Raw genomic sequence first — 26,447 nt, 5'->3', positions numbered from 1 at the left:
CATGCTCGCGTGCGCCCCTCTCGCCTCCTCGTGTCCGCCCTGCTGGCCGTCCTCGTGGCGCCGGGTGTGTCCGCGGCCGCCCCGTCACGGCGGCCGCGCGTGGACCCGGAGGCCATGCGGGAGGCCATCGACGCGGGCTCCACGGACGAAGGCCGCTACGCCTCCTCCGCCAGCTACACGAACTATCTCCAGTCCCGGCTGAAGCACCATGCCGGGGACCACCGGGGCGCGGTGGACGCGCTGCGGCTGGCCCTGGCCACGGATGATGGAAACCCGCTGCTGCTCACCCGGCTGGGGGAGGAGTACGCCCGTCTGGGCGATTTGACGCGCGCGGAGCGCGAGCTGCGCCGGGCCGTGCTGCGCGCCCCCGCCTACTACCCCGCGCACGTGCTCCTGGGCCGCGTTCTCACGGAGTCGAAGCGGTTCGCCCGGGCCCGCCTGCACCTGCGGCGCGCGGTGACCCTCAAGCCTCGCGAACCGGAGGCGTATCTCGTCCTGACCCAGCTCCACCTGGAGATGGGGGCCCCGGACGAAGCGGTGAAGGTGGTGGACGCGCTGGCGCTGGCGCTGCCGGGGGAGGCCTCGGGGTACCAGCGCCTGGGGTTGGCGCTGGCGGAGCGGGGCGACACGGCGCGCGCCGAGCGCCTGCTGGTCGAGGCCGCCACCCGAGCCCCGGGTGACGTGGAGGTGCTGACGGCGCTGGCGCAGCTGTACGAAGACACCGGCCGGCCCGTGCAGGCGGAGGAGTCCCTGGCTCGGGCGCTGGAGCGGGACCCGGACAGCCGCGAGGTGCTGCTGGGCGCCGGCCGCGCGGCGCTGAAGGCGGGCTCCGCCGTCCGGGCGCGGGCGTACTTCGACCGGCTGTTGTCCCTCTCCTCCGAGCCGGAGATGCCGGTACGGGTGGCCTTCAGCTACCTCGCCGCGCGCGAGCCCAGGGCGGCCGCGGAGGTGCTGGAGGCGGCGCGCCGGGGGACCATGCGGACCCTCGGCTGGCCTACTACGCGGGGCTCGTCCATGAGCGGATGCGCCGCTTCGCCGACGCGGCGGAAGCCTTCGCTGGGGTGCCCGCTGAGGCGGATGTCTACGCTGACGCGCGCCTGCGCCGAGCCCGCAGCCTGTCGCTCCTGGGCGAGCACTCCCGGGCCCTCACGCTCTTCCGGGCCGCGATGCAGGAGTCGCCAGAGGACGTGGAAGTCCGGATGCAGTTCGCCCGGGCCCTGGAGCGCGGCGGCACGCCGAACCGCGCGGAGCTGCTCCTTCGCGAGGGCCTGTCCGCCGGTCCCTCCGCGGCGCTGTATGACGCCCTGGCCGCCACACTCCACCGGCAGGGCCGGGGGCGCGAAGCACTGACACTGCTTCGCGAGGCGGTGGCCCGCTTCCCCCGGGACGAAGACTTGCTGTACGTGCTGGGCGCGGCGCATGAGCGGCAGGGCGACGTGACGGGCGCGCTGGCCCGCATGCGGGCGGTGCTGGCTGTGTCACCGGACCACGCCGCCGCGTTGAACTTCCTGGGATACCTGCTGGCGCAGGCGGGGCAGAACCTGGACGAGGCCGAGCGGCGCGTGCGGCGGGCTCTGGAGCTACGGCCGGACACCGGGGCCTACCTGGACTCACTGGGCTGGGTGTACTTCCGCAGAGGGGACTACGCCCGGGCCGTGGACGCGCTGGAGCGGGCCTCCATGCTGGCTCCGGACGAGCCCGTCATCCTCGAACACCTGGGAGACGCCTATCAGCGGGTGGCGAGGACGGACGACGCCGCGGCCGTCTGGCGGCGCGCCCTGGAAGTGCTGACGCTGGACCCCGAGTCCGCCGAGCCTCCCAGCCAGCGCGCCGCGTTGGAGCGCAAGCTCAATGCGCTACCCACGCGTGCGCCAGACCGCTAAGTTGGTGGGCCTATGGCGCGTAGCGACGAGGGCTTCTTTCCCGGCAGGGACGGGACACGACTGTACTGGAAGTCCATCCTTCCAGACGCCGAGCCCCGCGCGCATGTCGCGGTGGTGCATGGGTATGGTGACCACTTCGGGCGCTATGGCTTCGTGACGGACGCGCTGCTGGCGGACGGCTTCGCGGTCCACGGCTTCGACTACCGGGGCCATGGCAAGGCCGACGGGCGCCGGGCCTACTGCGAGAAGTGGCCGGACTACCTGGAGGACCTGGAGGTCTTCTGGGCGCGGGTGCGCGCGGTGTCGGAGGGCAAGAAGGCCTTCGTGTTGGCGCACAGCCACGGTGGCCTGATGTCGGCGACGTGGGCTTCCAGCCGGCAGGTGGAGGGGTTGACGGGGCTGGTGCTGTCGGCGCCGTACCTCAAGCTGGCCATCACTCCTCCGGCCTCGAAGCTGATGGCCGCGCGCGCGGTGGGCAAGCTGGTGCCATGGCTGAGCATCTCCTCCGGGCTGAAGGTGGAGGACCTCACCCATGACACCGACGTGCAGCGGGCCACCCGGGAGGACCCGCTCCACCAGGCCATCGCCACGCCCCGGTGGTTCGTCGAATCCACCCGGGCGCAGGGCGAGGCCGTGCTGCTGGCGCCGAAGATTCAAGTGCCGCTGTTCGTCCTGTGTGGCGCGGAGGATGGGGTGGCTGCTCCGGCGGCGGCGCGGGAGTACTTCGAGCGGGCGGGGTCGCCGGACAAGAAGTTCAAGGAGTACCCCGGAATGCGGCATGAGCCGCTCAACGAGGTGGGCCGTGCGGAGGTATTCCGGGATATCTCCGGCTGGATCTCCGCGCATCTCTGACATAATCAGGTCGCCCGGCTCCTAGGGAGGAGCTGGCGCTGGGTGAGGTCACCGCATGGCAACGGGTGAAACGGGCATCATCGGCAAGGGCATCGTCATCAAGGGCAACCTCACGGGAGGTGGGGACCTGGTGATCGAGGGACGTGTGGAGGGGCAGATTGCCCTGAAGAACCACCTCACCATCGAGAGCACCGGCAAGGTGCAGGCGGACATCCGCGCCGAGGAGTTGACCATCAACGGCGAGGCCAGCGGCAACATCGACGCCTCGTCGCGCGTGGCCATCAACGCCTCGGCCAAGGTGGCCGGCGACATCAAGGCACCTCGCGTCGTCATCGAGGACGGGGCTGTGTTCAACGGCTCCATCGAGATGGACGTACGGCTTCCTGACGACATTTGAGCTTCACGCCGCGCACGGCACGGCACACACCTTTCGAGAGGCGGACAACACTCATGGCGAATACGGTCATTGGCTCGAGCATCGTCATCGACGGGGAGATCTCCGGCGACGAGGACCTGGTCATCCAGGGCACCGTGAAGGGGAAGATTTCCCTCAAGGAAAGCCTCTACGTGGAGGGCAGCGGCGTCGTCGAGGCCGACATCGAGACGCAGAACGTGGAGATCGCCGGCCGCGTCACGGGCAACATCGTCGCCAGCGACAAGGTGGAGCTGAAGACGGACTGCCGCGTGGTGGGAGATATCAAGGCGCCTCGAATCCTCATCGCCGACGGTGCCTCCTTCAAGGGCAACGTCGACATGGACATGAAGGAGCGCTGATTCGTGGCCACCGCGAAGGAGCTCTCAGCGAGCAGCAACGTCGACAACACCGTGGTGGGGCCTTCCATCCTCATCAGCGGCCGGTTGACGGGCGACGAGGACCTCACGGTCCGAGGGCGCGTCGAGGGTGAGCTGACGCTCAGCCGCACCCTCATCGTGGAGCCCTCGGGCGTGGTGAAGGCCAACGTGGCGGTGAAGAACGCCATCGTCAGCGGCGTGGTGGTGGGCAACATCAACGCCACCGAGAGCGTGGAGCTCACCCGCGAAGGCCGCATGGTGGGTGACATCCGCGCCCCGCGCGTCATCATCGTCGACGGGGCCAGCTTCCGTGGCCGCGTGGACATGGGTGACGTGGAGCCGGGACGTCTGCCGGCCGAGCGCCCCGCGGTGGTCCGCCCCACGGCGGTGACCCGTCCCACGGCGACGCCCGCGCGTCCGACGATTCCGGCCGCACGGCCCATGCCTCCGCCGCCGCCGTCGCGGCCCACGCCTCCTCCACCGCCCGCGCGCCCCTCGGCGCCTCCCGCGGTGACGCGCCCCTCGGCGCCCATCACCCGTCCGGGGTTGGGTGGCCTGGGAAGCAAGCCGCTGCCGCCGCCTCCGCCGACCCGCGTGGAGCGGGCGGAGCCGCAGGCTGAGCAGGCGGGCTCTGCCGAGCCGCCAACGCCAGTCCTGGTGGGTGCTGGCGCGAAGAAGAAGGTCGTGGTGAAGAAGAAGACCCGCTAGCGCGCACGGCCCGCGCCGCCAGTCGTTGGCGGTGCGGGCGCGTGGGCTTATCAGGGGTGCCACCATGGACGCCGAGCACAGGGTTGATGGACAGGATGGGACGGCGGGTGCTGGGCCCGAAGGTGGCTCGCAGGCGCCGTCCGGGCAGGACGGCAGCCAGGGCGGTGCCGTGAGCGCCGAGCCGCACGCTTCGGGGGCTCCTCGGAGCCGCAGGGCGAGCACAAGCGCGAGGACGCGTCACCGGAGTCCGGTGGTGAGCACCGCGCAGAGGGCACGCCCCCCCGCCGAAGGTTCGGAGCAGCGAGCCGAGGCCACGCCTTCCGAGCAGCAGGGCGTTGCGCAGCGCGCAGAGGGCACGTCTTCCGAGCAGGGCGCTGCGCATTGCGCCGAGGACACGCCTTCGGAACAGGGCGCTGCGCATCGCGCCGAGAACATGCCTTCGGAACAGAGCGAGCCCCAGAACGCCAGCTCCGCGCAGGGGCAGGGTGGTGAGCCTCCCGTCGCCAGTGGCGACACCCAGGGCGAGGGCGCACGACCGCACAACGCGGGCGGGGAAGCGCCGGGCTCCGCGGACGCCTCCGGGAGCGAAGGTTCGAAGGACCAGGCAGGTTCGCAGGAAGGTGGACTGCAGGCCGAGGGCACCTCGTCCCATGGTCAGGCGGAGCCACCTGCCAAGGATGCGTCTCATGCGCAGGGCGAGCACCAGGCCGTGAGTGAGTCCCACGGGCAGGACGGAAGCGAATCAGGAGGCGGGTCCGTCGCCAACGCGGAGACACGCGCCGAGCAGGCCCCCTCCGATGGCGAGGCCCATGTCACGCCCGGGCTGGACGAGCGCCCCCAAGGCGCGTTCTGGACGGGGGAGGCCGACGGGGACAAAGCCAGCGACTCTGACGAGGAGTCACGGGAGGACGTCCTCCCCGAACCCGAGCAGCGGCTTTCGGGCCGGGTGACGACGGTGCTCCTGCCGCTGGAGAAGTTGCAGGACGAAAGCGCGTTCAAGCTGCGCCCGGAAGGCGACGTGTCGGGGCTGGCCACGGACATCGCGCGGCTGGGGCAGTTGTTCCCGGTGGACGTCCGCCCGGCGGGGGAAGACCGCTACCAACTCGTCTGTGGCTTCCGGCGGGTCGCGGCGCTGCGCTTCCTCAAGCGGGACGCCGTGCAGGCGCGGATCCACCTGCGGCTCTCGGACGAGGACGCGCTGGTGATGTCGCTGGCGGAGGCGATTCACGCCACGCCGGTGGGCCCGGAAGTCCTGGAGGCGAAGCGCGACGAGCTCGAGGCGCAGGGGCGCTTGAGCGCGGCCGTTCGCGACATGCTGGAGAAGGCGCTCGCCACCGAGGACACGCTGGCGCCGGAGGGCGTCGAAGAGGAGATTGACGCCGACGAGCTGGCGCAGGAAGTGGCGCAGCGGCTCGGGGCCATCAATCAGGACCTCTCGCTGCTGGCGGACGTGTTCGCCGCGCTGGACGAATCGCGCAAGGCGGAGCTCCTGATGCAGCTCCGCTACTCGTCCGAGCTGGTCACCTATCTGGAGGGGCTGTAAGCCATGGTGGAACCGCTCGTGCGTGACCGTGCCCGGCTGTTGGAGCTGCTCACCGAGCGCTCCTTCGAGCAGCGCCGCGTGGTGCTCTCGTCCGGCAAGGAGTCGGACTTCTACATCGACTGCAAGCGCACGGCGCTGCTGGCCGAGGGCCACTTTCTCATTGGCCGGCTGTTCCTGGAGGCCATCCGGCGCGAGGCCCCGGAGGCCGTGGGCGTGGGCGGGCTGACGCTGGGTGCCGACCCGCTGGCGTCCGCGGTGAGCCTCACCGGCTATCTGTCCGGCACGCCGCTGGCGGCCTTCATCGTGCGCAAGGAGCCCAAGGGGCACGGCACGGGCCAGTGGATTGAAGGCCTGAGCGGGCTGGGGCAGGGCGCGGCGGTGGCCATCGTGGAGGACGTCGTCACGACGGGAGCCTCCACGCTGAAGGCCATCGAGCGGGCCCAACTGGAGGGCCTGAAGGTGCTGGGCGCCTTCGCGCTGGTGGACCGGTTGGAGGGTGGACGTGAAGCCGTGGAGGCCTCGGGGCACCGGCTGCACACGCTCTTCACCCGCAAGGACTTCATTCCGTGAGGCGTCCGTTCATCACCGCGGCGCTGCTGGGGCTGCTCTCGGGCTGTGTCACCACGCCGCCCACCGCCATCAGTGATCCGCCGCCGTCGCTGCCGGATGAACACGCGGAGCATTCCTACCGGAAGATTCTCGCGCGCTACACGGGACAGAAGGAAATCTACGACGGCTTCGACACGCGCGTGTTCGCGGGCGTGACGTTGCAGACGCTGTCCTTTCGCGAGGCGCGCGTGCATCGCCAGGCCGCCTTCCAGCAGCTGCCCACGGTGAAGGTGGAGCAGATGCTCGCCGAGGAGCAGGCGAAGGCCGCGCAGGCCCACGAGTTCTTCCTGGGCGTGCACTTCAACGACTTCGTCTACGCCGACTTCGACTCCAAGCACTCCATCTGGCGCCTGGCGCTGGTGACGCCCGCTGGCGAGGTGACGCCCTCGCGCATTCGCCGGCTGGGCCGGGTGAACATGCAGACGCGGGCGTACTACCCGTACACGTCGATTTTCTGGGTGGGGTGGGAGATTCAGTTCCCCACGCAGATGTCCGACGGGAGCCCCGTCATTCCGCCCGGCACGGAGACGGTGACGTTCCGCATGGCCTCGTCGTTGGGCAAGGCGGACATGCAGGTGCGCGCGCAGTAGCGCGGCTCACGTCTGGCTGGTGCGCTTCAGCCACTTCTCGGCGGGCGGCATCGTCGGGCCCGCCAGCAGCCGGTCCACCAGGGCCGTGGGAGACGCGCTCACGGCGAAGGGCACGGCCTGCTCCATAGGGACGAAGCCTTCCTCCGCGTGGTGCCGCGCCATGGCCAGCAATGGCTGGAAGAAGCCGCGCGTGTCCAGCAGGCCCATGGGCTTGCGGTGCAGGCCGAGCTGGGCCCAGGTCACGATTTCGAAGAGCTCATCGAGCGTTCCAAAGCCTCCGGGCAGGGCGATGAAGGCATCCGCGCGCTCCGCCATCAGCGCCTTGCGCTCGTGCATGGAGCCGACGGAGTGCAGCTCCGTGAGGCCCCGGTGGGCCAGTTCCTTGGCGCCAAGGAAGCCAGGCAGCACGCCGACGACGTTACCACCCGCGGCCAGCGCGGCGTCCGCCACCGCGCCCATGAGCCCCACGCTGGCGCCGCCGTAGACGAGCGTCAGTCCTCGCCGCGCCAACTCGGCGCCCATGCGTGTGGCGGCGTCCATGTACTCCGGACGCGCGCCGGGCCGGGAGCCGCAGAACACACAGACACTTCGCACTTCCATGTCAAAAGCCTCCACGCCGCTCGGGGTGGGCTGCGTAGAGCGCCACCACCACGGAGAGAAAAAGAAGGATGGGCAGGGCGCGCGCGTAGACCTGCCGCCCCATGCGCAGGGCCAAGCCACAAGGCAGGCCGAAGAGGAAGCCGCCCAGATGCCCCGCCCAGCTCACGAAGGGGAGCAGGCTGAGGACTGCCACCTGCGCCAGCCAGATGAACAAGTCCCGGCGGCCCTCGCGTGTCGCGACGGGCAGCATGGCCCCCGCCCAGCCGAGAATCATTCCGGACGCGCCCACCGTGGGCACGTCGAAGTCGAAGATGAGCGAGAAGGTGGAGGCCCCCAGCGCCGTCACCAGCGACAGGCCGAAGAAGCGCAGGCTGCCGATGCCTCGCTCCAGCGTGAAGCCGAGCGTCACCACCACCGACATGTTGAAGAGGAGGTGGAGGGGACTGCCGTGCTCCAGCACCGCGCCCAGCAGCCGCCAGTACTGGCCCGCCTGCACGAAGGGGCCGTACAGGCCCAGGGGCGGAATCTGCATCCGCCCGTGCTCGCTCCGGACCACCTGGGAGATGGGCAGGACCTGCTCGGCCAGGAAGAGCGACACCGCGCAGGCGATGAGCGCGTAGCACACCCAGGGCGCGGCTGCGGTGGGCCTGGCACCGGCGGGCCAGGGGCTGCGCGCCGGTGGCTTCACCGCCCGAGGCGGAGGAGGGTGCATCGAGAATGCGTCGTGGACGGGAGGACATTCGGGCTCACGGCTCCCTGGACACGACGGTGTCTCGCAGCCAGCGGTGGTCGTCCGGGTGCGGGTAGTCCAGCGTGTAGTGGAGGCCGCGGCTCTCCTTGCGGCGGCTGGCGCAGTCGACGATGAGGTAGGCGACATCGGCGATGTTCCGCAGCTCGATGACGTCGCGAGTCACCTTGAAGCGCCAATAGTAGTCGCGAATCTCCTCGCGCAGCAGCTCCAGCCGGCGCCGCGCGCGCATCAGCCGCTTGTCCGTGCGGACAATGCCGACGTAGTTCCACATGAGCCTGCGAATCTCGTCCCAGTTGTGGGTGACGACGACGCTCTCGTCCGACTCCACCGCGCTGCCCGAATCCCAGGGCGGCGGGTCCTCGGAGGGCGTGGGCTGGGAGCGCACTTCTTCGGCGGCCACCTGCACGGCGCGGTGGCCGAAGACGAGCCCTTCCAGCAGCGAGTTGGACGCGAGCCGGTTGGCGCCGTGCAGGCCCGTGCAGGTGACTTCACCGATGGCGTACAGGCTGGGCACGTTGGTGCGTCCCTCCAGGTCCGTCACCACGCCGCCGCACATGTAGTGGGCCGCCGGGACGACGGGGATGGGCTGCACCGCCATGTCGATGTTGAACGCCTTGCAGGTGGCGTAGATGTTGGGGAAGCGCTCAGCGAGGAAGGCGCGTCCCAGGTGCGTCATGTCCAGGTAGACGCAGTCGTCGCCCGTGCGCTTCATCTCCGCGTCGATGGCACGCGCCACCACGTCACGCGGCGCGAGCGCGCCCATGGGGTGGTAGCGCTCCATGAAGGACGCGCCGCTCTTGAGCTTCAGCTTGCCGCCCTCGCCGCGCAGCGCCTCGCTGATGAGGAAGCTCTTGGCCTCCGGGTGGTAGAGGCACGTGGGGTGGAACTGGTAGAACTCCATGTTCGCCACCTTCGCGCCCGCCCGGTACGCCATGGCCACGCCGTCACCGGTCGCCACGTCCGGGTTGGACGTGTACAGGTACACCTTGCCAGCGCCGCCGGTGGCCAGCACCGTCACCTTGGCCAGGAAGCGCTCGATGACGCCGTCCTCCAGCAGGGCGTAGACCCCCAGACACCGGCTGACCCCAGGGGAGGGGACGCGCCGGTCCTGGATGAGGTCGATGGCGGCCGTCTGCGGGAAGAAGGTGATGTTGGGGACTTCGTCGCACGCGGCGAGCAGCGCGCGCTGCACCTCGCGGCCGGTGATGTCGCCCGAATGGATGATGCGGCGCGCGGAGTGGCCCCCCTCACGGGTGAGGTCGAATTCGCCGGTGATGCGGCGGTTGAACTCCGCGCCCAGGTCCGCCAGCTCCTGCACGCGGCTGGGGCCTTCCTTCACCGTGACTTCCACCGCGTCGCGGTGGCACAGCCCCGCACCCGCCACCAGCGTGTCCTCGATGTGGGCCTCGAAGGTGTCCGGGGGCGCGAGCACACTGGCGATGCCGCCCTGGGCATAGGCCGTGTTGCTTTCGAACCGGTCACGCTTGGTGAGGATGGCCACCGTGCCATGGCGGGCCGCCTGGAGGGCGAACGAAAGACCCGCCACGCCGCCTCCCAGGACGAGGAAATCGAACCGATGGGGCATGGTGAGCAGCCTTAACGACTGTAAGTGCTGGAAACAAGGCGTTTTCTTGAGGACTTTCCCGCGGATGTCTAAGGTTCGTGGGCCGATATGCGTGCCTATTCCGCGTTCCTCTCCGTCGCCGTGCTGGCCCTGCCCTTGTCGGCGGGGGCGGATGCCATCTACCGATACGTCGAGAAGGACGGCACCATCATCTATACGAACGTGCAGCCCACGGGCAGCAAGCGGGCCAAGGTGCTGAAGGGCACGTTCACCAAGGCCCCCGCGAAGAACACGCCGGTGGTGGGCCGCAAGCGGACCCCGCCGGAGTTGGATCCGCACATCACCGCCGCGGCGCTGCGCTACCGCATCCCGCCGGCGCTCGTGCGCGCCATCATGCACACCGAGAGCAACTTCAACCCCAACGCGCTCAGCCACAAGGGCGCCAGCGGGCTGATGCAGCTCATGCCGGCCACGGCGACGGACATGTACGTGAAGGACATCTTCAACGAGCGCGACAACATCGAGGGCGGCGTGCGCTACCTGCGCGTGCTCGCCAACATGTTCGACGGCGACATGGTGAAGATGGTTGCCGCGTACAACGCCGGCCCCGAAGCGGTGAAGCGCTACGGTGGCAAGGTGCCCCCCTACGAAGAGACGCAGGGGTACGTGCGCAAGGTGCTCAAGCTCTACTACCACTATAAGGAGCGCGAGGCGGCCGTCTCGAGCGGCCCCAGCGAGCCCACATCCCAGAATGACGACGCGCGCGAAGGGGCGGGGGGAGACGAGCCCCGCTGATGATGAGTTCCTCCAGCAGCTCTCCCGCGGTGGCGAGCTGTTGGCCGCAGGCAGGGTCCACGAGGCTCAGCCGTTCCTGGAGCGTGCCCACCAGCTCCAGCCCCGCATGGAGAAGGCGCAGAACCTGCTGGGCCTCTGCTACTTCAAGCTCGGCCTGTACGACAGGGCGGCCGAGCTGTACGAGATGCTGGTGCGCGACAACCCGGTGGACCCGACACTGCGGGTCAACCTGGGCCTGGTGTACCTGAAGACGTCCGCGCTCCAGCGCGCGGCGCGCGAGTTCGAGACGGCCACCGACCTGGCCCCCGAGCACCAGAAGGCCCAGAACTACCTGGGCCTCACCCTGGCGCAGATGGGCGAGTACGGCCGCGCCCGCGAGCACTTCCTGCTTGCCGGCAGTGACGTCATGGCGGAGAAGATGTCTCGCGCCATCGCGGGGGAGAGCTACGCGAAGCCGGCCGCCGCCGCCCCGCCGCCGCCCCGCAGCGCGCCGGTGGAGCCCCGTGTCGCCGAGCCGCCGCCGCCCGCCGCCGAGCCGGAGGAAGAAGAGGAGATTCGCTTCGCCGAGGACGAGGGCCCCAGTGCCCTGTCCGACGCCTCGGCGTCCGAGGCGACGGAAGCCGCGGCTGAAGGTGGCGTGGCGCGGGAGGCGCCTCCCGAGTCGGCCTTCGATGGGACCTCCGAGACGGTGGCCACGAGCGTGCCGCCGGCGCCCGTGCCCCTGACGCGGTTGCAACTGCGCAAGATGCCCGCGACGTCGCTGGCGCCCACGTCTCCGCCGCCGGAGTCCTCACCTGCTCGGGACGGCGGGCGGTCGTCGCTGGCCGAGCTCGCCGGCTCGGTCGTCCTTCCCGGCGCGGAGGCGTCGCGGCCCTTCGGCGCGGGGCCGGGCTGCTACACCGTGACGGTGGAGGGGAGCTCCTGACGCGCCTGGATGGCCTGGTGGCGCTGGCGGGGCAGCTCTCCTTCCAGCCGGAGATGAAGCGGTTCCGGGGCCGGGCCACGGACAAGTCGTTCGGGGAAGGGGCGGCGCGGATGGTGCGTGCCCGGGGGCAGGGCGTGCTCTACCTGGAGCCGGCCGCGACCCGTACTTTCCTGGCGGTGGACCTGGGCGAGGACTCCGCGTACTTCCGCGACGAGTGCGTGTTCGCCTTCGAGGAGCCGGTCATGTTCGAGAACGGACGGGTTCCGTCGGATATCGCGCCGGACCTGGACCTGGTGCACCTGCGAGGGCAGGGCCAGGTGCTCTTGAGTCTCCCGGGGCCGCTGCGTGCGGTGGCGGTGCGCCAGGAGCAGCCGGTGACGGTGCCGCTGACGCACCTGGTGGGCTGGCAGGGGAACCTCACGCCGCGCATGGTGCCCGTGCTCAAGTCCCCCTCTGGGGAGCCGCTGCGGGCGGCGGTGGAGCTGGGCGGTGAAGGTTTTGCCCTCATCGCCCTCGGTGTCCGCTAGAAGGGCCCTGCCATGGCCACGGACCGAGCGGCGCGGAAACAGCGGAAGCGAGAGGAGCGCGCCCGGAAGCGCGCGGCGCGCAAGCCCAGCGTGTTGGTACAGGAGTTCTGGAACCTGCCCAACATGCTCACGTTGGGGCGCATCCTCATCATTCCGCTCTTCGTGTGGCTGACCTACGACGCGGACCCCCTCAACTCGCTGCTGGCGGGGCTCGTCTTCGCGGTGGCCGCCATCACCGACGTGGTGGACGGCTACCTCGCGCGGAAGTGGAACCTCATCACCGTGGTCGGCAAGTTCATGGACCCGCTGGCCGACAAGCTCATCGCCATGGCGGCCCTGGTGATGATGGTGCGGCTGGGGCGCATCGCCGCGTGGGTCGTCATCGTCCTGCTGGCGCGGGAGCTCATCGTCAGCGGACTGCGCACCATCGCCGCCAGCGAGGGCATGGTCATCGCCGCGGGCCAGGAGGGGAAGTGGAAGACGTCCCTCCAACTGGTGGGCATCATCTCGCTCTGCGTCCACTACGTGCATCCACTGGAGTTCGGCACCTTCTCCGTGCCGGTGGACTACAACCTGGTGGGCCAGGTGCTCGTCTACCTGTCCGGTGCCTTCTCGGTGTGGAGCGCGGTGGTCTACTTCCGGGCATTCCTGGCCATGTTGGCGAAGCGTGGGGGGGAGCCTGACCCCGCGAAAAGTGTTTGACGGGTCCGGAAGGGCTCTGTATACCCCACCTCACTTCCGGCCCGGCGGTCACACGGCGGTGACGGAAGCGCGGCACCTGATGCGGGAATAGCTCAGCGGTAGAGCATCGCCTTGCCAAGGCGAGGGTCGAGGGTTCAAATCCCTTTTCCCGCTCCAAAATCGGGCCCTCTGGAAACCCAGAGGGCCTTTTATTTTGCAGGGTCTGACGCGGGAATAGCTCAGCGGTAGAGCATCGCCTTGCCAAGGCGAGGGTCGAGGGTTCAAATCCCTTTTCCCGCTCCAAATTGAGGCCCTCTGGGAAGCCAGGGGGCCTTTTGTTTTTCCGGTATCCTGGTGGCTCAGGTGCTGGAGCCAGGGCCGGACATTCGCTCGGTTGATGGCTTGCTCTCCAAATGAGCAGCCGTCCGAGGGCGTCAGCAGAGTGGGGCCGGGGCGCCGGGCGTCCTCGCAACAGCAAGCGGCCCTGCTATAGAAGGCCCCCTCATGATTCGGCTCGTCCGTGAACTGTATCAGTACCGGGGCTTGCTCATCAGCCTCGTCCAGCGGGAACTGAAGGCGCGTTATCGCGGCTCGTTCCTCGGCTTCCTGTGGACGTTCCTGAATCCGACGCTCCACATGCTGGTGTACGTGCTGCTGTTCACCGTGGTGATGCGGCAGAACATCCCCAACTTCCCGTTCTTCATGTTCACGGGGCTGTTGCCGTGGATCTGGTTTTCCACCTCGCTGGCCAGCGGTGCGAGCGCCATCAGCGACCGGCGAGATCTGCTGACGAAGGTCCGCTTCCCCGCTCAGGTGCTGCCCACCACGGTGGTGGTGACCAACCTCTGCAACTTCGTCCTCTCGCTGCCGCTGATGCTGGGGCTGGGCATGGCTTACGGGCAGTGGCCGACCTGGCATGTCGTCATGTTCCCGGTGGTGGTGCTCATCCAGCTCATCTTCACGCTGGCGCTGGCGTACATCCTGGCCGCCATCAACGTGACGTTTCGGGACCTGCAGCACATCGTCAGCAACCTGCTGACGCTTTGGTTCTTCGCCACGCCCGTGTTGTATCCGTTCTCCACGATTCAAGATGAGAACGTCCGCACGCTGATGATGGCACTCAATCCCATGGTCAGCTTCATGGCGTCGTACCAGGCCATCTTCTATGAACACCGGCTTCCGGATTCCGGACCGCTGCTGGCCCTGGGGGCGGTCTCCGTGGTGCTGCTGTGGGGCGCCTCGTCCATCTTCGAATCCCGCCGCGAAGAGTTCGCGGAGTCCATCTGAGCGTCGGCATGCCTGAATCCATGGACGCCATCATCCTGAAGGATGTCGTGAAGAGCTTCCGGAAGCGGACCATCCGGGGCGAGTACACGACCTTCAAATCCGAGCTGCTTCGCTGGTTGCGCGGCAAGCGCCAGGCGCGTGATGCGAGCCTCATCACCGCGCTGCGCGGCATCAACCTCGCCATTCCCAAGGGCAAGACGGTGGGCATCATCGGGCGGAACGGCTCGGGGAAGAGCACGCTGCTCAAGCTCATCACCGGCATCTACACGCCCACCTCCGGCGACCTGCAGATCAACGGTCGCATCTCCGCCTTGCTGGACCTGGGCGCTGGTTTCCATCCGGACTTCTCCGGACGGGAGAACATCCTCATCAACGGCATCATCCTGGGCATGACGCGCGCCGAGGTCCGGGCCCGGATGGATGAAATCATCGCCTTCAGTGAGCTGGGCGAGTTCATCGACGAGCCGGTGCGCACCTACTCCAGTGGCATGTACATGCGCCTGGCGTTCGCGGTGGCCACGCACGTGGACCCGGACATCCTCATCATCGACGAAATCCTCGCCGTCGGAGACGAGCACTTCAGCAAGAAGAGCCTCGCCAAGATGATGGACTTCAAGCGTCAGGGGAAGACCATCGTCCTGGTGACGCACGAACTGGGCACCGTGGAGCGTTGGTGCGACCTGGCTGCGTGGATTGATGGCGGCTACGTCCGCCGCGTAGGCAAGCCCTCGGAGGTCACTGCCGAGTACCGCGAGGCCATCTCCCTGGCCGAGGCCCAGTCCGCTGCCTTCACGCCCCCGGCGCTCACGGAGGGCGGCGGGGCGCTGCCACAGGTACCGGCCGCGACGCTTCCCTCGGAAGGCCCCGTTCGCATCCGCAGCGTTCAGTTGACGGACGCGCAAGGCGCACCCCTGGAGGTCCTGTCGCCTGAGCAGGGCGTGGAAGTACGCGCGGCGTTCGCGGTGGATGAGGCCTGCGAGGACGTGGACTTCGAGGTCCGGCTCCAAGCCGCGGACGGGCGAACCCTCTACGAGACGAGCACTCGCCGCGAGTCAGTGGTGCTTACGCGGATGCCGTCTCAAGGCGTGCTGCGCTTCCTGATTGAGCGACTGGGCGTCCTGGGCGGAGAGTATTCGCTGGTGGTGTCGGCCCGGTCCTCGAAAGGGGATTCGTCCGCGCGTTGTGTGTTCAAGGTGGTCTCCGAGGACGAGGACGAGGGCGTGTTCCGGCCTCCGCACCGATGGTTGGTGGAGGCGGGGTCGGAGGCTCAGCCGGGTGTCCCGTGCGCTTCGGGCACGCCCCAGCGCGTGGTGGTGGGATGAAGCGCTGGGAGCGCGCCAGAACCCACGGGGAAAGGTGATCCATGTGGCAGAAGTGGGCTGAAGTGACACAGGGGCCCGCGGAGGCGCCTGGTCCGGGGGAGTTCGCGCAGATGGTGGCTGCCCTCCGGAAGGTCTTGGAGGAGCGCCAGCCGTGCCTCCCCGAGCAGTGTGATGAGCGCAGCGCGCTGGAAGGCGCCTTGCGGCTGGCAACGGAACATCTCCACCGCGCGCTCCCCGAAGGGGGGCAGGGCCTCTCCTCGCTCCAGGAGGCCGCGCGGCTGGCGGACCCGGGTGCGTTCTCCGTTCCCGCCTCGCACCGGGCGCGTGGCGGCAAGTTGGTGACGACCGCCAAACGTGCCTTCGTCAACGGGCTCGCGCCCTTCCACATTGAAATGCTGCGCCCGCAGGGGCGCTTCAACCGCGCGCTGGTGCGGGTGCTGGAGTACCTGACGGTGCACCGGGCCCTGGGCCTACGTGATGACGTGACGTCCTGGGCCGTGGCGCAATTGGAGCCGCTGGCGGTGCCCACCCGGTGGGGAGTTGGCTCGCACCGCGGGCGCGTGGCGGGCGCGCTGGTGGGCTTCGCCAAGCGGGGCTATCTCCTCACGCTGGGCCCGGTGTTGGAAGCCGTACTGGAAGGGCAGGCCCGGTGGAACCGGCCATGGTGGACGCTATCCGTGTGGCGGCGGGGCCGAAAGCGCCGGCGGAGGCCGAGGCGCGGCGCGTGGTGGCAGAGGTCGAGGCGCTGCGGGAGCCGCAGGCCGGCCGCGCACTGCCCGGGGCACTGAAGGCGACTCACGTGCTGTGGGGCGAGGTGCTGCGGCGCCGGCCCGTTTCAACTCCGAGTCCGTACTCGCGCTCGCCAACCTGTTGGGCACGCGGACGGCGCCTCCGCAGCCTCCGGCGCTGACGGACTATCCCGCCTGGTGTGAGTCGCGCGAACCGGCGCGCATCGCTGCGGCGCGTGAGGGTGTGTCGCGGCTGGTGGAGCGGCCCCGGCTGTCGCTCGTTACCCGTGTCCAGGACACACCTGAGTCCTTCCTGCGCGAGTGCCTGGGCTCAGTGGAGTCCCAGGTGTATGCCGACTGGGAGTGGGTGCTGGTGGATGACGCCAGCACGGCGCCTCATGTCGCGCCCCTCCTTCGGGAGGCAGCGGCGCGGGAGCCGCGCATTCGCGTTGTCGCCTCGGCCTCTGGTGGAATCGCCCGGGCTACCAATGCAGGGCTCACGGCGGTGCGTGGCGACCTGGTGGGCTTCCTGGAGCCGGATGCAACGCTGGCGCCGCACGCGCTGGCCGAGGTCGCGCTGGCATTCGCGGAGCAGCCCGAACTGGACGTCCTCTACACGGACGAGGACCAACGGGATGCGGACGGCCGCCGCGCGTCGCCCTTCTTCAAGCCGGACTGGTCTCCCGACCTGCTGCGCTCCGTGAACTATGTGGGCCACTTCCTCGTGGTCCGTCGCGGAACGCTCGAGCGGGTGGGGGGCCTGCGCGAGGGGTTCGACGGCGCCCAGGGCCATGACCTGGTGCTGCGGCTGAGTGATGCCTCTGCGCGCATCGGCCATCTCCCGGAGCCGCTGTACCACGGGCGTGCGGCGTTGACGCCTTCCCCAGGGAATGCCGAGGCCACGAAGGCGGGTGTGCGGGCGTTGATGGCGCACCTGGAGCGCAAGGGCGAGGTCGCCGAGGTGACGAGCCCGGCGCCCATGCAGTACCGGGTACGCTATCCGGTGCGGGGCACGCCGAAGGTCTCCATCATCGTTCCCTTCAAGGACCGTCCGGACCTGCTGCGAACACTGGTGGACAGCCTGCTGGCTCACACCCGGTATCCTCACTTCGAGGTGCTGCTCGTCTCCAACAACAGCACGCGTCCGGAGACGTTCGCGCTGCTGGAGCAGTGGGTGGACTCGCGGCTGGTGAAGCTGACGTGGGACCACCCCTTCAACTATCCCGCCATCAACAACTGGGCCGCGAAGCAGGCCACCGGGGAGCTGCTGCTCTTCCTCAACAACGACATGGAGGTGGTGGACCCTGCCTGGTTGGACGAGCTCGTGTCGCAAGCTCAGCGGCCCGAGGTGGGCGCGGTGGGGTGCAAGCTGCTCTTCCCCGAAGGCACCGTGCAGCACGCGGGCGTCGTGGTGGGGATGACGGGCTTCGCGGGGCACCCCTTCTGGCGGCTGCCAGATGGCCCCATCTCCACACCCTTTGGACATACGGAGTGGACCCGGAACTGGCTGTCCGTCACCAGTGCGTGCGTCATCCTCCGCCGCGAGGTCTTCGAGTCGCTGGGGGGCTTCGATGAGCGCTTCCAGGTGTGTGGCAGTGACGTGGAGTTGGGCCTGCGGCTGAACGCGAAGGGGCTGCGCGTCGTTTGCACGGCGCAGACCCGGCTCATCCATCACGAGTCCGCCAGCCGGCGCGCGGACGCCATTCCGGAGGCGGACTATTGGTTGTCGTATGCGGCCTACCGGCCCTGGCTGGGACCCAAAGGCGACCCCTTCTACAATCCGCACCTCACGCTGACCGCCACGGACTGCGGCCTTCGCCGCCACCTGGAGGACGGGGACTCGCTCGCGGTGCGCACCCTGGGGCGGGACGTGCCCAGTGCGAAGGACGTGAGAGGTGAGCAGCGCGCCCGGGCTCAGCGTCATCTGGTGGAGCACCTGGACGCCTGGGACTTCACGCCGGAGCAGGCACGGTCCGCGCGCGAGTCGGCGCCGGGGGCCCTGGTGGCGCTCCGCGCGAAGGGCAGGGTGGAGACCGCCACGTGGTTCGTGCCCGCGTTCGGCCACGTCTATGCGGGGATCCACACCATCTTTCGCTTCGCGGACCTGATGCAACGCCGCCATGGTGTGCGCAGCGACTTCGTCATCTACGACCAGCCGAATGTCCGGCCCGGGGACATCGAAGCGCGCGTGGCGAGCATCTGCCCAGGCGCGGTGGGCGCGGTGCGGGTGCTGCGCCGTCCGGAGGACGTGGCGGAGTTGCCCGCTTGTGACCTGGCACTGGCCACGGCGTGGACCTCCGCATACCGCGTGCTGCATCACCCTCGTGCCGGTGTCCGCGGGTACTTCGTTCAGGATTACGAGCCGCTGTTCCACGCGGCGGGAACACCTTCCGCGCTGGCCGAGCAGACGTATGGCCTGGGCTTCTACGGCATCTTCAACACGCCGGGCCTCTACCAGCACGTCGTGGACCTGCATGGAATGGACGGTGTCTGGTTCGAGCCGGCGGTGGATGGAACGCTGTTTCACGCCCGCCGTCCACCACGTCAGGGGCCTGTACGTGTGTTCTTCTATGGACGGCCTGGCAACGAGCGCAACGGCTTCGAACTGGGGCTTGCGGCCCTGGCCCGCCTCAAGCGGGAGCTGGGGCCGGCGGTCGAGGTGCTCGCCGCGGGAGCGGAGTGGGACCCGGAGGCCTATGGGGTCCGGGGGCTTGTCACCAATCTGGGGATGTTGCCCGCGGAACGGACGGCCGCGCTGTACCGCGAGTGTGATGTCGGGTTGTGTTTCATGTTCACCCGACACCCGTCCTATTTGCCGCTGGAGATGATGGGTTGCGGTGTCACTGTCGTGACGAACGATAATCCCACCAATCGATGGCTGCTGACGCATGGCGACAACTGCCTGCTTGCCGAGCCGACCCCGAGTGGCGTACTGGCCCGGCTTCGAGAAGCCGTTTCGGATGGCGCCCTCCGGCAGCGGCTCGGCGCGAATGCCGCGGAGCGGGTCCGTCGAACGACATGGGAGGCCGAGGTTGACCGAGTCATGACAGGCCTGCTGACGGGGGAGAGCGAGCTGCACCCTGCCAGGCAGGTGGGGTGAAGCCAGTCGCTTCGGCGGAATCGCGCGGACCCTGGGGGGCCGCGCCAGAAGGGATATTTCATGCGGGACAGCACCCAGCACCGAATCGCTCCGGAGCTTGAGCCGGACCCTTCCCACGGGCCGCGTTCGGACGAGCCGGAAAGCAGCCAGTATTGGAAGTCCACCAGCGGCTACACGTACCGGGAGATGATCCGCAACCGGCAGGAGCACGGCAGCCGCGGCTATGCGCAACAGGAGCAACTGCTCACCACGCTCATGTTGACCGAACAGCGCGCGCTGTCACGGCCACTGGACGTGCTCGAGTTTGGCTGCGGCTTCGGCCGGCACGCGGCTTATCTGTCGTCGCTGGAGGGCGTTCGCTACCACGGCTACGACTTCTCCGAGGCCATGATGGAGCCGCTGCGCAGCGCGCCGCCCGTGGGGCTCCAGCCCGTCGAGGAGCGGCTCTGGAGCGGCCCGGACGCGCTCACGGCGGTGGGGAGCCGCCAGTTCGACATCGTGTTCACCGTCTCCGTGCTCATCCACAACCCTCCGGAGCGGCTTCCGGGGTTGCTGGACACGCTGGGGAAGCTCGTGCGGCCCGGAGGGCTGCTGTGCCTGGTGGAGAACAAGCTCGTCCCGGTGGGCGTCTGGGACAACGGCTGGCATGACGGCTGCTGGCTGCATCCCTATGCGGAGCTGGTACCCACGGGGTGGGACCTGCACTACGGCTCCGGGTTGATGGAGACGCACGACCTCTACGTCTTCAAGCGCCATGAGGGCCAGCGGCGTCGCTACTTCCTCCTCTCGGCGGCGGAGCGCGCCCGCGAGGAGACCCGTGAAGTGACGCTGGAGTCGCTCCAGGTCCAGTCGCTGCCCCGGTTGCGCGAGTGGACACTCCAGGCGGGCGAGGCGCTGCGGGGCGCGGGGCGCACGGGAGACATGCGCGTCTCGGAGCTGAAGGAGCGGTTGGACGTCGAACTCCAGCGGTCGGCCCGGAGGCAGCGCCTGCTGGCACTTTCCGACGAACTGGCGCAGCTGCGAAGCGAGTCGCTGGATGCGCCTCGGCCCGCGGCTTCGTCCGCGCCGACGTCGCCTGGGCACGTCGTCGTCACCGAGGGCGTGGTGGTCGACGCGCCCCTGGACACGCGCTGGGCACACCCGGAGCCCCGGCTGGCCCGGCTGGTCCACATCTTCCACCAGGAGTGGTACGGCATCCGCGCCGCCTCGGGCTACGCGCCTGGACACAAGATTGGTATCACCGCCAGCCGCCCGCTGACCGCGGCGGACCACCGGCGCATCGTGGAGACGTGCGAGGCGCTGGGGGCACGCGCTGTCGTCTTCCAGGGCTTCTCCCCGAATGCGCTTGAAGTTGTGCACATGCTGCGCCGCGTGTTTGGTGGTGCGTTGAAGCTGAGCTGTGTGTGGCATGGCTCCACGTCCCAGTTCCACTTCGACGTCGAGCTGAACAGCTTCAGCCGGCTGCTGGCGCTGAAGGCGGAGGGGGTGCTGGACGGGGTGGCCTGCGTCAAACCGCAGATGCACCAGCTGTCGCCGCACATCTACCCGGACGTGCTGCTGAACTTCCCGCCGCGCGTCGCTCCCGAGGACTGCCGCCACCGGGCCCCCGCCACACGCGCGGCCCTGGTGCCCACGCCGAACAACTGGTGGAAGAACTTCTACTCCAATGTCTCCGTGGCCGCCTCGTTGCCTCGGATCGACCGCGTCTTCGTCACCAGCGCCTTCGCGTCCTCACCTGAGATTCCGCTGCGCGCGTCCATCGTCAACGTGGGCCCATTGGGACGCGCCGAACTCTTCCACCTCATCCGCGAGTCGGACGTGCTGCTCAACGTCTCGCTCTCCGAATGCCAGCCGATGACGGCGTTGGAAGGCATGGCGCACGGCGTGGCGTGTCTCACCGGGCCAATCTCGCTTGGCAAGCTGGATGAACACCCGTTCCAGAAGATGGTCCAGATCGCGGGGACCGGGGCGCTCGGTGACATCCGCTCGGCGGTGTCCCGCGTCCTCGAACTTCGCGACCGCGCTCCCGACGAGTACGCGCAGATGCTGGAGGACTACACCCGCATCCTCTGCGCCGACGCCGTCAACCGTTACCTCGAGTTCGCCCAGCCATGAGTCCTACCCGCGTCTGCCTCGTCACTGACGAGCTCTACCCCTTCACGGCAGGGGGCATTGGCCGCCTCACGCACAATCTCATCGTGGATTCGCTGCGACGGACCGAGGACGTGGAGTTCCACGTGCTGGTCCCCGCGACGGTGCCGCTCCAGCCGGCGCAGGTCGAGGTGTACTTCGGCAACCGGGTGAAGCTGCACGTCTGTCGCTACCGAGAGCCCCAGCAGGGCGCCGCGGACGCGCATGGCATCTATCCGCCGCTGTCGGCCTTCCGCGACACGCGCTGGCATGGGGAGTCGCTGGAGTTCATGCGCTACCTCAAGGCGCGTGAGCAGGAAGGGCTGCGCTTCGACGTCGTCGAGTTCATCGACTTCCACGGTTGGGCCTTCTGCAGCCTCCAGGAGAAACGCCTGGGGCTCGCCTTTGCCCAGACGACCCTTTCGGTGCGGCTGCACTCCACCAGCGGCATCCTCATGCCGCTGGAGCCCAACACCCTCGAGGTGGAGAACCTCGGCCGGTATGAGATCGAGCGGAAGGCGCTGTTCGACGCGGATGTGGTGGTGGCGCACCTGCCCTGCATCGCCAGCATCAACCAGCGATTCTACGGGTTCGACGAACAGTGGCTGCGCAAGGTCCGGGTGGAGTTTCCGCCCGTGGTCGTGGATGCGGCACCCGTGCCCGCGCCGCCGATACCCGCGACTCAGCGCAACCTCGTGTTCATCACGAAGATTCAGCCGCTCAAGCATCCCGATGTCTTTGTTCGCGCCGCCGTCCTCCTGATGCGCGGGTGGCCGGAGTACGCGGGCAAGGCCGTGTTGGCGTGCCATTCCTTTGATTCGAGCTACCTGGCGGAAATCAAGGGGCTGGTCCCCACGGACCTGATGGACCGCTTCGTGTTCATGAAGCCGGGGCCGGACCGGGACGTGCTGATGCGTTCGGGGGTGGTGGCCATCACCTCCCGCTTCGAGTCGCTCAACCTCACGGCTTACGAGAGCTCGGTCGCGGGCGGGCGGCTGGTCCTCAACGCGGAATGCGCGGCCTTTGGCGACGACAGCCCCTTCGTGGATGGCGTCAACTGCCACAAATACGACGGCACGGTGGATGGCCTGGCGGCCACCCTGCGCAAGGCCTTGGAGGCGCCCGGGCTCGAGCCGGTGAAGTGGACCGTGAGCACGCCCTACTGGGAGACACAGGCCCCCGTCGCGGCGCCCGCTGCATCCACCAGGACGCCGCTGGTCAGCGTCATCATCCTCAACCAGGACCGTGGGCGCTCCCTGCCGGAGGCGCTGCGCAGTGTCGCTGCCAGCACGTACCCGGAGGTGGAGGTCATCGTCGTGGATGATGCGTCGACCGGGGGCTTCGACCTTCAGGTGCTGACGCGACTGGAGCAGTCCGCGGCGACCACCCAGGACCTCCGGGTCATTCGTTCTCCGGTGCGCCGCGGCCTGTCGGGGGCTCGCAACCTGGGCCTCCGCGCCGCGCGTGGCGAGTACGTCCTGTCGCTGGATTCGGATGGCTGCCTTGCTCCGGGGTTCATCCAGTACGCGGTGGCGGCGCTGGAGGCGCAGCCCGCGTTTTCGGGGGTGGCGCCAACCTCCGGACGTTTCCATGGGGCCGAGGACCTGGCGGAGCGCAGGTTCGCGGATTTCGACGTGTACCTGGGCGACTGTCCGTCCCTGTCATTGGTGGCGGACCGCGTGTCCTCGCACGCCGCGCTGCTTCGCAAGTCTCTCTTCGAGAAGCATGGCTACGACGAGGCCTTGTTGAGCCATGAGGACTGGGGACTCTTCGTCCGGTGGGTCCAGGGTGGGCACCGTTTCCTGGTGACGAACCAGGCCCAGGTCTTCACCCGGCGGAGCGAGCGCCCGCCCTTGACGGACGCGGAGCGGCGCCGCTTCTTCCAGCGCCTCGTGGGCATCTTCGATGGGCTGCAGGGGCCACTGCATCCCTCGGTGCGTGTGTTCAGCCTGCTGGCACACTCGCGCGATGCGATGGTGGACCTGTTCAGCACCCTCCACGCACCGGCGCCCGCCTTGAGTGCATTCGCGCCTGTTGAGGTGGCTCAGGCGATGTCGGCCGCGATGCGTCCGCTGCGCTATGACGTGGTGGACTGGATGAACGCCGCAGTGAAGCGTTTGCCTGGCGTGCATCCGCTCCTCAAGCAGGTGGCGGGGGCTACTGCCGTCGGGAGCGGCCCGGGTGACAGCGCGGAAGGTGGGGGGGGCTCGCCGCTGCGCTATGCACTGGTGGACCGCGTCAACGGCTTGTTCAAGCGAGCGCCCTTGGTTCACAGCGCGTTGCGCTGGACGATTTCCAAGGTCTCCTGATGCGCACGGGGCGCTACCCAGGCCGAGGCTGCGCTTCGGTCCCTGGGGGCGCCTCTTCGGTTGTGAGTAGCGCCAGCGTGGCAAAGGTGGCGATGACCGACCAGTAGATGAAGCGGAAGTCGTTGCCGATGCCAATGACGAGATAACTGAGCGCATAGCCCAGCCCTGACAGGGCCGTGCAGCAGGCTATCGGCGTCCTCCGGACGCGCCTCAGCGCCACGACGGTCAACGCGCCCAACACGAGGAGCCACGCCCAACCGCGGAAGAAGATCGACTTGCCAGCCCAGATTTCAATGGCGCGCGCCCACTGGTTCACCAGTCCTTCTCTGGGGGATCGAAGGTGGAATGGATTCGCATCGATGTCCTGGAGGATGGGAAATGGCATGGGACCCGCGAATGCACCCGTGAGGTGCCGGAACGAGGCAATCCGATGCTTCATCCAGGCTGCAGGGTGGGTGCGGAGGACCCGAAACCATTCGTCCACGAACTCCTGGCGCCGGAAGACCAGTGGGTCGAACGGAATGGGGCGCGCACCTTCAGCTCCTCCGAAAAGCGGCCACACATGGGTCGGCGTGTAGCTGATGGCCAGTTCTTTCGCGGAGGTCTTCTCTGCCAGCAATGAACTCGGTAACAGCTCCGGGTGGACGGTATAGATGCCTGCGAGATCGAACAGGAACAGCTGTCCCGCCGCCCATCCCCGATTGGCATTGAGCACATGGTTGGGCAGGGCAGGCACAAGGGCGAGGCCCCCAATCATCACGACCAGCGCCGGTATTTTCAGGGGCCAGCGCCAACCATGTGGCGCGAGTTGGGCCATGGTGGGGATTGCCAATGGAATGGCTGCGACGATTGCGTTGTGACGAAATGCCACGCCCGCAAGAAGGAGTAGCAGTGCAAGAACGGGACGGTGAACCTTGAGCGCGGCGACTGCTCCGAGCAGCGCTGCGGCCATCATCACGTCCTTCCACAAGACGACAGCGAGTGCCCATACCGTGGGAGTGAGCAGGAATGCTCCCATGATGATCAGACCCCACTTCCCTCTGGCCGGGTCGGAGGAACGGGCCAGATGCGACATGGCGATGCCCAGACCCATCAGTTGCCCCACGAATGCCAACCAGGGGGAGCCTGTGAGCTTGCCGCTGAGGCCCAGGAGCCATGAACCTAGTGGTGGGTGAATGTCATTGTAGCTCCCGGTGAGTCCCTGGGTGTATTGGTCGATGGAGTCAGGGGACATCAGGCCGGGTTGGAATGCAGCATAGAGTGCTATTGCCCAAAGCAGGACTTGGATGTGAAGCACCTTGTCCCGCGACTGTGCATCATGAAGGAATGGCAGGAATCGCATTGTTCGCCTCTGGCTTTCTCTATGAACAGGGGTCATCGCAATGCGGTGATTCTTGCGGTTGGAGACGGGGTTGGCGTCAGGCAGGTGTGTCTGGTGGGGGCTGAAGGTCGTGAGGTAGGGGTTTCGCTTCGGTGACGAGCAGCGCCAGGGTGGCGAACGTGGCGATGATTGACCAGTAGATGAAGCGAAAGTCGCTGCCGATGCCAATGATGAGATAGCTGAGGGTATAGCCCAAGCCGGAAAGCGCAGTGCAGAAGGCAATTGGCTTTTGTCGGACAGACCGCAACGCCACGACAGTCAGGCCGCAAAGCACGAGCAGCCAGGACCAGCCACGAAAGAAGAGCGAGTTCGCGGCCCGAAGCTTGATGTCATGCAGACGTTTGTACATCCAGCCTTCGCTGGCCACGCGAAGCTGGAACGGGTTGGGGTCGATGCTGTGGTGAAAGGGATAGAAGACGGGGCCAGGGCTGGCGCCAACCAACCCGGCGAAGGAGTCCAGCCTGTGGCGCATCCAGGTGGTGGGATACTTGCGCACCATCCGGGACCATTCGTCGATAAACTCCTTACGTCTTGGCTCAAGAGAGCCGAACATGATGGGGCGTGTTCCTCCGTGCCCTGCAAACAGGTGGCCCACATGAAGCGGCGAATAGGCTCGGACGATTTCGTCGGGGGACGTATCACCGGATAGAAATGACTGAGGAACCAGCTCGGGATGTGCAGCGTAGATCCCCGAAAGGTCGAACAGGAAGAGTTGGCCCGCGGCCCAGGCGCGATTGGAGTTGAGTGTCCTGCTGACGAGCGCAGGCGAGAATGTGAGCCCCACGACCACGATGACGAATGCCAGGCACTGTTGAGGTCGCCGCCACGTCTGAGGTGAGAGTTGCACCACGGCGGGGATTGCCAGCGGCACTGCCGCAATGAGTGCATTGTGGCGGAATGCCACGCCTGCCAGGAGAAGAACGAGTGCGATCGCTGGCCGACGGTACTTGAGTGCTGCGACAGCACCCAGGAGTACCGTCGCGGTCATCACGTCCTTCCACAGGATGACGGCGAGCGCCCAGACAGTGGGTGTGAGCAGGAATGCTCCCATGATGAGGAGCCCCCAACGCCCCTTTGTGGCGTCCGACGACTTGACGAGTGCCGCCATGCACGCCCCCATCACGAGGAGCTGCATGGCGAGCACGAGCCAGGGGGAGCCGACCAGCTTTCCACTGATGCCCAGAATCCACGAGCCCAGAGGTGGATGGACATCGTTGTAGTGTCCATTGAGGCCCTGCGTGTACTGGTCGATGGAGTCGGAAGACATCAGCCCTGGCTGGAACGCGGCAAAGAGCGCCGCGGCCCAGACCAGGACGCCCATCCGAAGGGCTCGATTCCGTGAGGGCTCATCCACGAGGAGCGTGGCGGAC

At 68.1% G+C, this 26,447-nt stretch carries 20 protein-coding genes, 2 tRNA genes and 2 pseudogenes; 19 read left to right on the top strand and 5 right to left on the bottom strand.

Features of this window, described 5'->3' with window-relative positions; all coding sequences use genetic code 11:
- Positions 1-9 precede the first annotated feature (9 nt).
- The 8 genes and pseudogenes from QEG98_RS24730 to QEG98_RS24695 all read left to right on the top strand — a co-directional run bounded on the left by QEG98_RS24730 (position 10) and on the right by QEG98_RS24695 (position 6,977).
- A pseudogene (locus tag QEG98_RS24730) lies at positions 10-1,883 on the top strand (tetratricopeptide repeat protein).
- 12 nt (positions 1,884-1,895) lie between these two features.
- Complete coding sequence (locus QEG98_RS24725) at positions 1,896-2,735, top strand: alpha/beta hydrolase (RefSeq protein ID WP_090494254.1); 840 nt, start codon at positions 1,896-1,898, stop codon at positions 2,733-2,735.
- A gap of 55 nt (positions 2,736-2,790) precedes the next feature.
- Positions 2,791-3,132, top strand: a complete 342-nt coding sequence (gene bacN / locus QEG98_RS24720; RefSeq protein WP_002636699.1) for a bactofilin BacN — start codon at positions 2,791-2,793, stop codon at positions 3,130-3,132.
- The gene (bacO, locus tag QEG98_RS24715) at positions 3,129-3,509 is read left to right on the top strand and encodes a bactofilin BacO (RefSeq protein ID WP_011554629.1); all 381 of its coding nucleotides are present in this window, start codon (positions 3,129-3,131) and stop codon (positions 3,507-3,509) included. The genes bacN and bacO overlap by 4 nt, the downstream gene beginning before the upstream one ends.
- Before the next feature lie 3 nt (positions 3,510-3,512).
- Entirely contained in the window at positions 3,513-4,235 is a 723-nt protein-coding gene (gene bacP / locus QEG98_RS24710) for a bactofilin BacP (RefSeq protein ID WP_090494252.1), read from the top strand.
- 433 nt (positions 4,236-4,668) lie between these two features.
- Entirely contained in the window at positions 4,669-5,778 is a 1,110-nt protein-coding gene (locus QEG98_RS24705) for a ParB/RepB/Spo0J family partition protein (RefSeq protein ID WP_316563070.1), read from the top strand.
- A gap of 3 nt (positions 5,779-5,781) precedes the next feature.
- Positions 5,782-6,348 (top strand): orotate phosphoribosyltransferase, encoded by a 567-nt coding sequence (pyrE, locus tag QEG98_RS24700; RefSeq protein ID WP_163783725.1) that lies wholly within the window; start codon positions 5,782-5,784, stop codon positions 6,346-6,348.
- Positions 6,345-6,977 carry a hypothetical protein gene (locus QEG98_RS24695; protein ID WP_316563069.1) on the top strand — a complete coding sequence of 211 codons (633 nt, stop codon included), beginning with the start codon at positions 6,345-6,347 and terminating at the stop codon, positions 6,975-6,977. The genes pyrE and QEG98_RS24695 overlap by 4 nt, the downstream gene beginning before the upstream one ends.
- Positions 6,978-6,983: 6 nt before the next feature.
- Here QEG98_RS24695 and QEG98_RS24690 read toward each other — a convergent pair whose 3' ends face one another.
- From QEG98_RS24690 to nadB, 3 genes are read right to left on the bottom strand one after another with little or no spacing between them, the layout of a single operon-like run.
- Positions 6,984-7,577, bottom strand: coding sequence for a TIGR00730 family Rossman fold protein (locus tag QEG98_RS24690; RefSeq protein WP_090494247.1), 594 nt, complete (start codon positions 7,575-7,577; stop codon positions 6,984-6,986).
- Position 7,578: 1 nt separating this feature from the next.
- Positions 7,579-8,265, bottom strand: a complete 687-nt coding sequence (locus QEG98_RS24685) for a rhomboid family intramembrane serine protease (protein ID WP_316563068.1) — start codon at positions 8,263-8,265, stop codon at positions 7,579-7,581.
- Positions 8,266-8,323: 58 nt separating this feature from the next.
- Entirely contained in the window at positions 8,324-9,913 is a 1,590-nt protein-coding gene (gene nadB, locus QEG98_RS24680) for an L-aspartate oxidase (RefSeq protein WP_090494243.1), read from the bottom strand.
- 87 nt (positions 9,914-10,000) lie between these two features.
- Here nadB and QEG98_RS24675 point away from each other — a divergent pair, with 87 nt between their 5' ends.
- From QEG98_RS24675 to QEG98_RS24625, 11 genes and pseudogenes are all read left to right on the top strand, one after another.
- Positions 10,001-10,687, top strand: a complete 687-nt coding sequence (locus QEG98_RS24675; RefSeq protein ID WP_090494241.1) for a lytic transglycosylase domain-containing protein — start codon at positions 10,001-10,003, stop codon at positions 10,685-10,687.
- Entirely contained in the window at positions 10,644-11,612 is a 969-nt protein-coding gene (locus QEG98_RS24670) for a tetratricopeptide repeat protein (RefSeq protein ID WP_316563067.1), read from the top strand. The genes QEG98_RS24675 and QEG98_RS24670 overlap by 44 nt, the downstream gene beginning before the upstream one ends.
- A 17-nt stretch (positions 11,613-11,629) precedes the next feature.
- Positions 11,630-12,139, top strand: a complete 510-nt coding sequence (locus QEG98_RS24665) for an AIM24 family protein (RefSeq protein ID WP_316563066.1) — start codon at positions 11,630-11,632, stop codon at positions 12,137-12,139.
- A 12-nt stretch (positions 12,140-12,151) separates the two neighbouring features.
- Positions 12,152-12,841, top strand: coding sequence for a CDP-diacylglycerol--glycerol-3-phosphate 3-phosphatidyltransferase (pgsA, locus tag QEG98_RS24660; RefSeq protein WP_020477889.1), 690 nt, complete (start codon positions 12,152-12,154; stop codon positions 12,839-12,841).
- Between the two features lie 81 nt (positions 12,842-12,922).
- Positions 12,923-12,997, top strand: a tRNA-Gly gene (locus tag QEG98_RS24655).
- Positions 12,998-13,048: 51 nt separating this feature from the next.
- Positions 13,049-13,123, top strand: a tRNA-Gly gene (locus tag QEG98_RS24650).
- 201 nt (positions 13,124-13,324) lie between these two features.
- Positions 13,325-14,107 carry an ABC transporter permease gene (locus QEG98_RS24645; RefSeq protein ID WP_090494237.1) on the top strand — a complete coding sequence of 261 codons (783 nt, stop codon included), beginning with the start codon at positions 13,325-13,327 and terminating at the stop codon, positions 14,105-14,107.
- An 8-nt stretch (positions 14,108-14,115) separates the two neighbouring features.
- Positions 14,116-15,429: an ABC transporter ATP-binding protein gene (locus QEG98_RS24640; protein ID WP_090494235.1), complete on the top strand. Its 1,314-nt coding sequence runs from the start codon at positions 14,116-14,118 to the stop codon at positions 15,427-15,429.
- A 41-nt stretch (positions 15,430-15,470) separates the two neighbouring features.
- Positions 15,471-19,257: pseudogene (locus tag QEG98_RS24635) on the top strand (glycosyltransferase).
- Positions 19,258-19,317: 60 nt separating this feature from the next.
- Positions 19,318-21,372, top strand: a complete 2,055-nt coding sequence (locus QEG98_RS24630; protein ID WP_316563065.1) for a methyltransferase — start codon at positions 19,318-19,320, stop codon at positions 21,370-21,372.
- Positions 21,369-23,696, top strand: a complete 2,328-nt coding sequence (locus QEG98_RS24625) for a glycosyltransferase (protein ID WP_316563064.1) — start codon at positions 21,369-21,371, stop codon at positions 23,694-23,696. The genes QEG98_RS24630 and QEG98_RS24625 overlap by 4 nt, the downstream gene beginning before the upstream one ends.
- 13 nt (positions 23,697-23,709) lie before the next feature.
- Here QEG98_RS24625 and QEG98_RS24620 read toward each other — a convergent pair whose 3' ends face one another.
- Positions 23,710-25,038 (bottom strand): hypothetical protein, encoded by a 1,329-nt coding sequence (locus tag QEG98_RS24620; RefSeq protein WP_316563063.1) that lies wholly within the window; start codon positions 25,036-25,038, stop codon positions 23,710-23,712.
- Between the two features lie 76 nt (positions 25,039-25,114).
- Complete coding sequence (locus QEG98_RS24615) at positions 25,115-26,398, bottom strand: hypothetical protein (RefSeq protein WP_316563062.1); 1,284 nt, start codon at positions 26,396-26,398, stop codon at positions 25,115-25,117.
- Between the last annotated feature and the right edge of the window lie 49 nt (positions 26,399-26,447).

It is taken from the genome of Myxococcus sp. MxC21-1, assembly GCF_032612255.1.
Classification (GTDB): domain Bacteria; phylum Myxococcota; class Myxococcia; order Myxococcales; family Myxococcaceae; genus Myxococcus; species Myxococcus virescens.
Note: the sequence above shows the minus strand (reverse complement) of the source record. Positions and strands in the feature narration are given on the sequence as shown.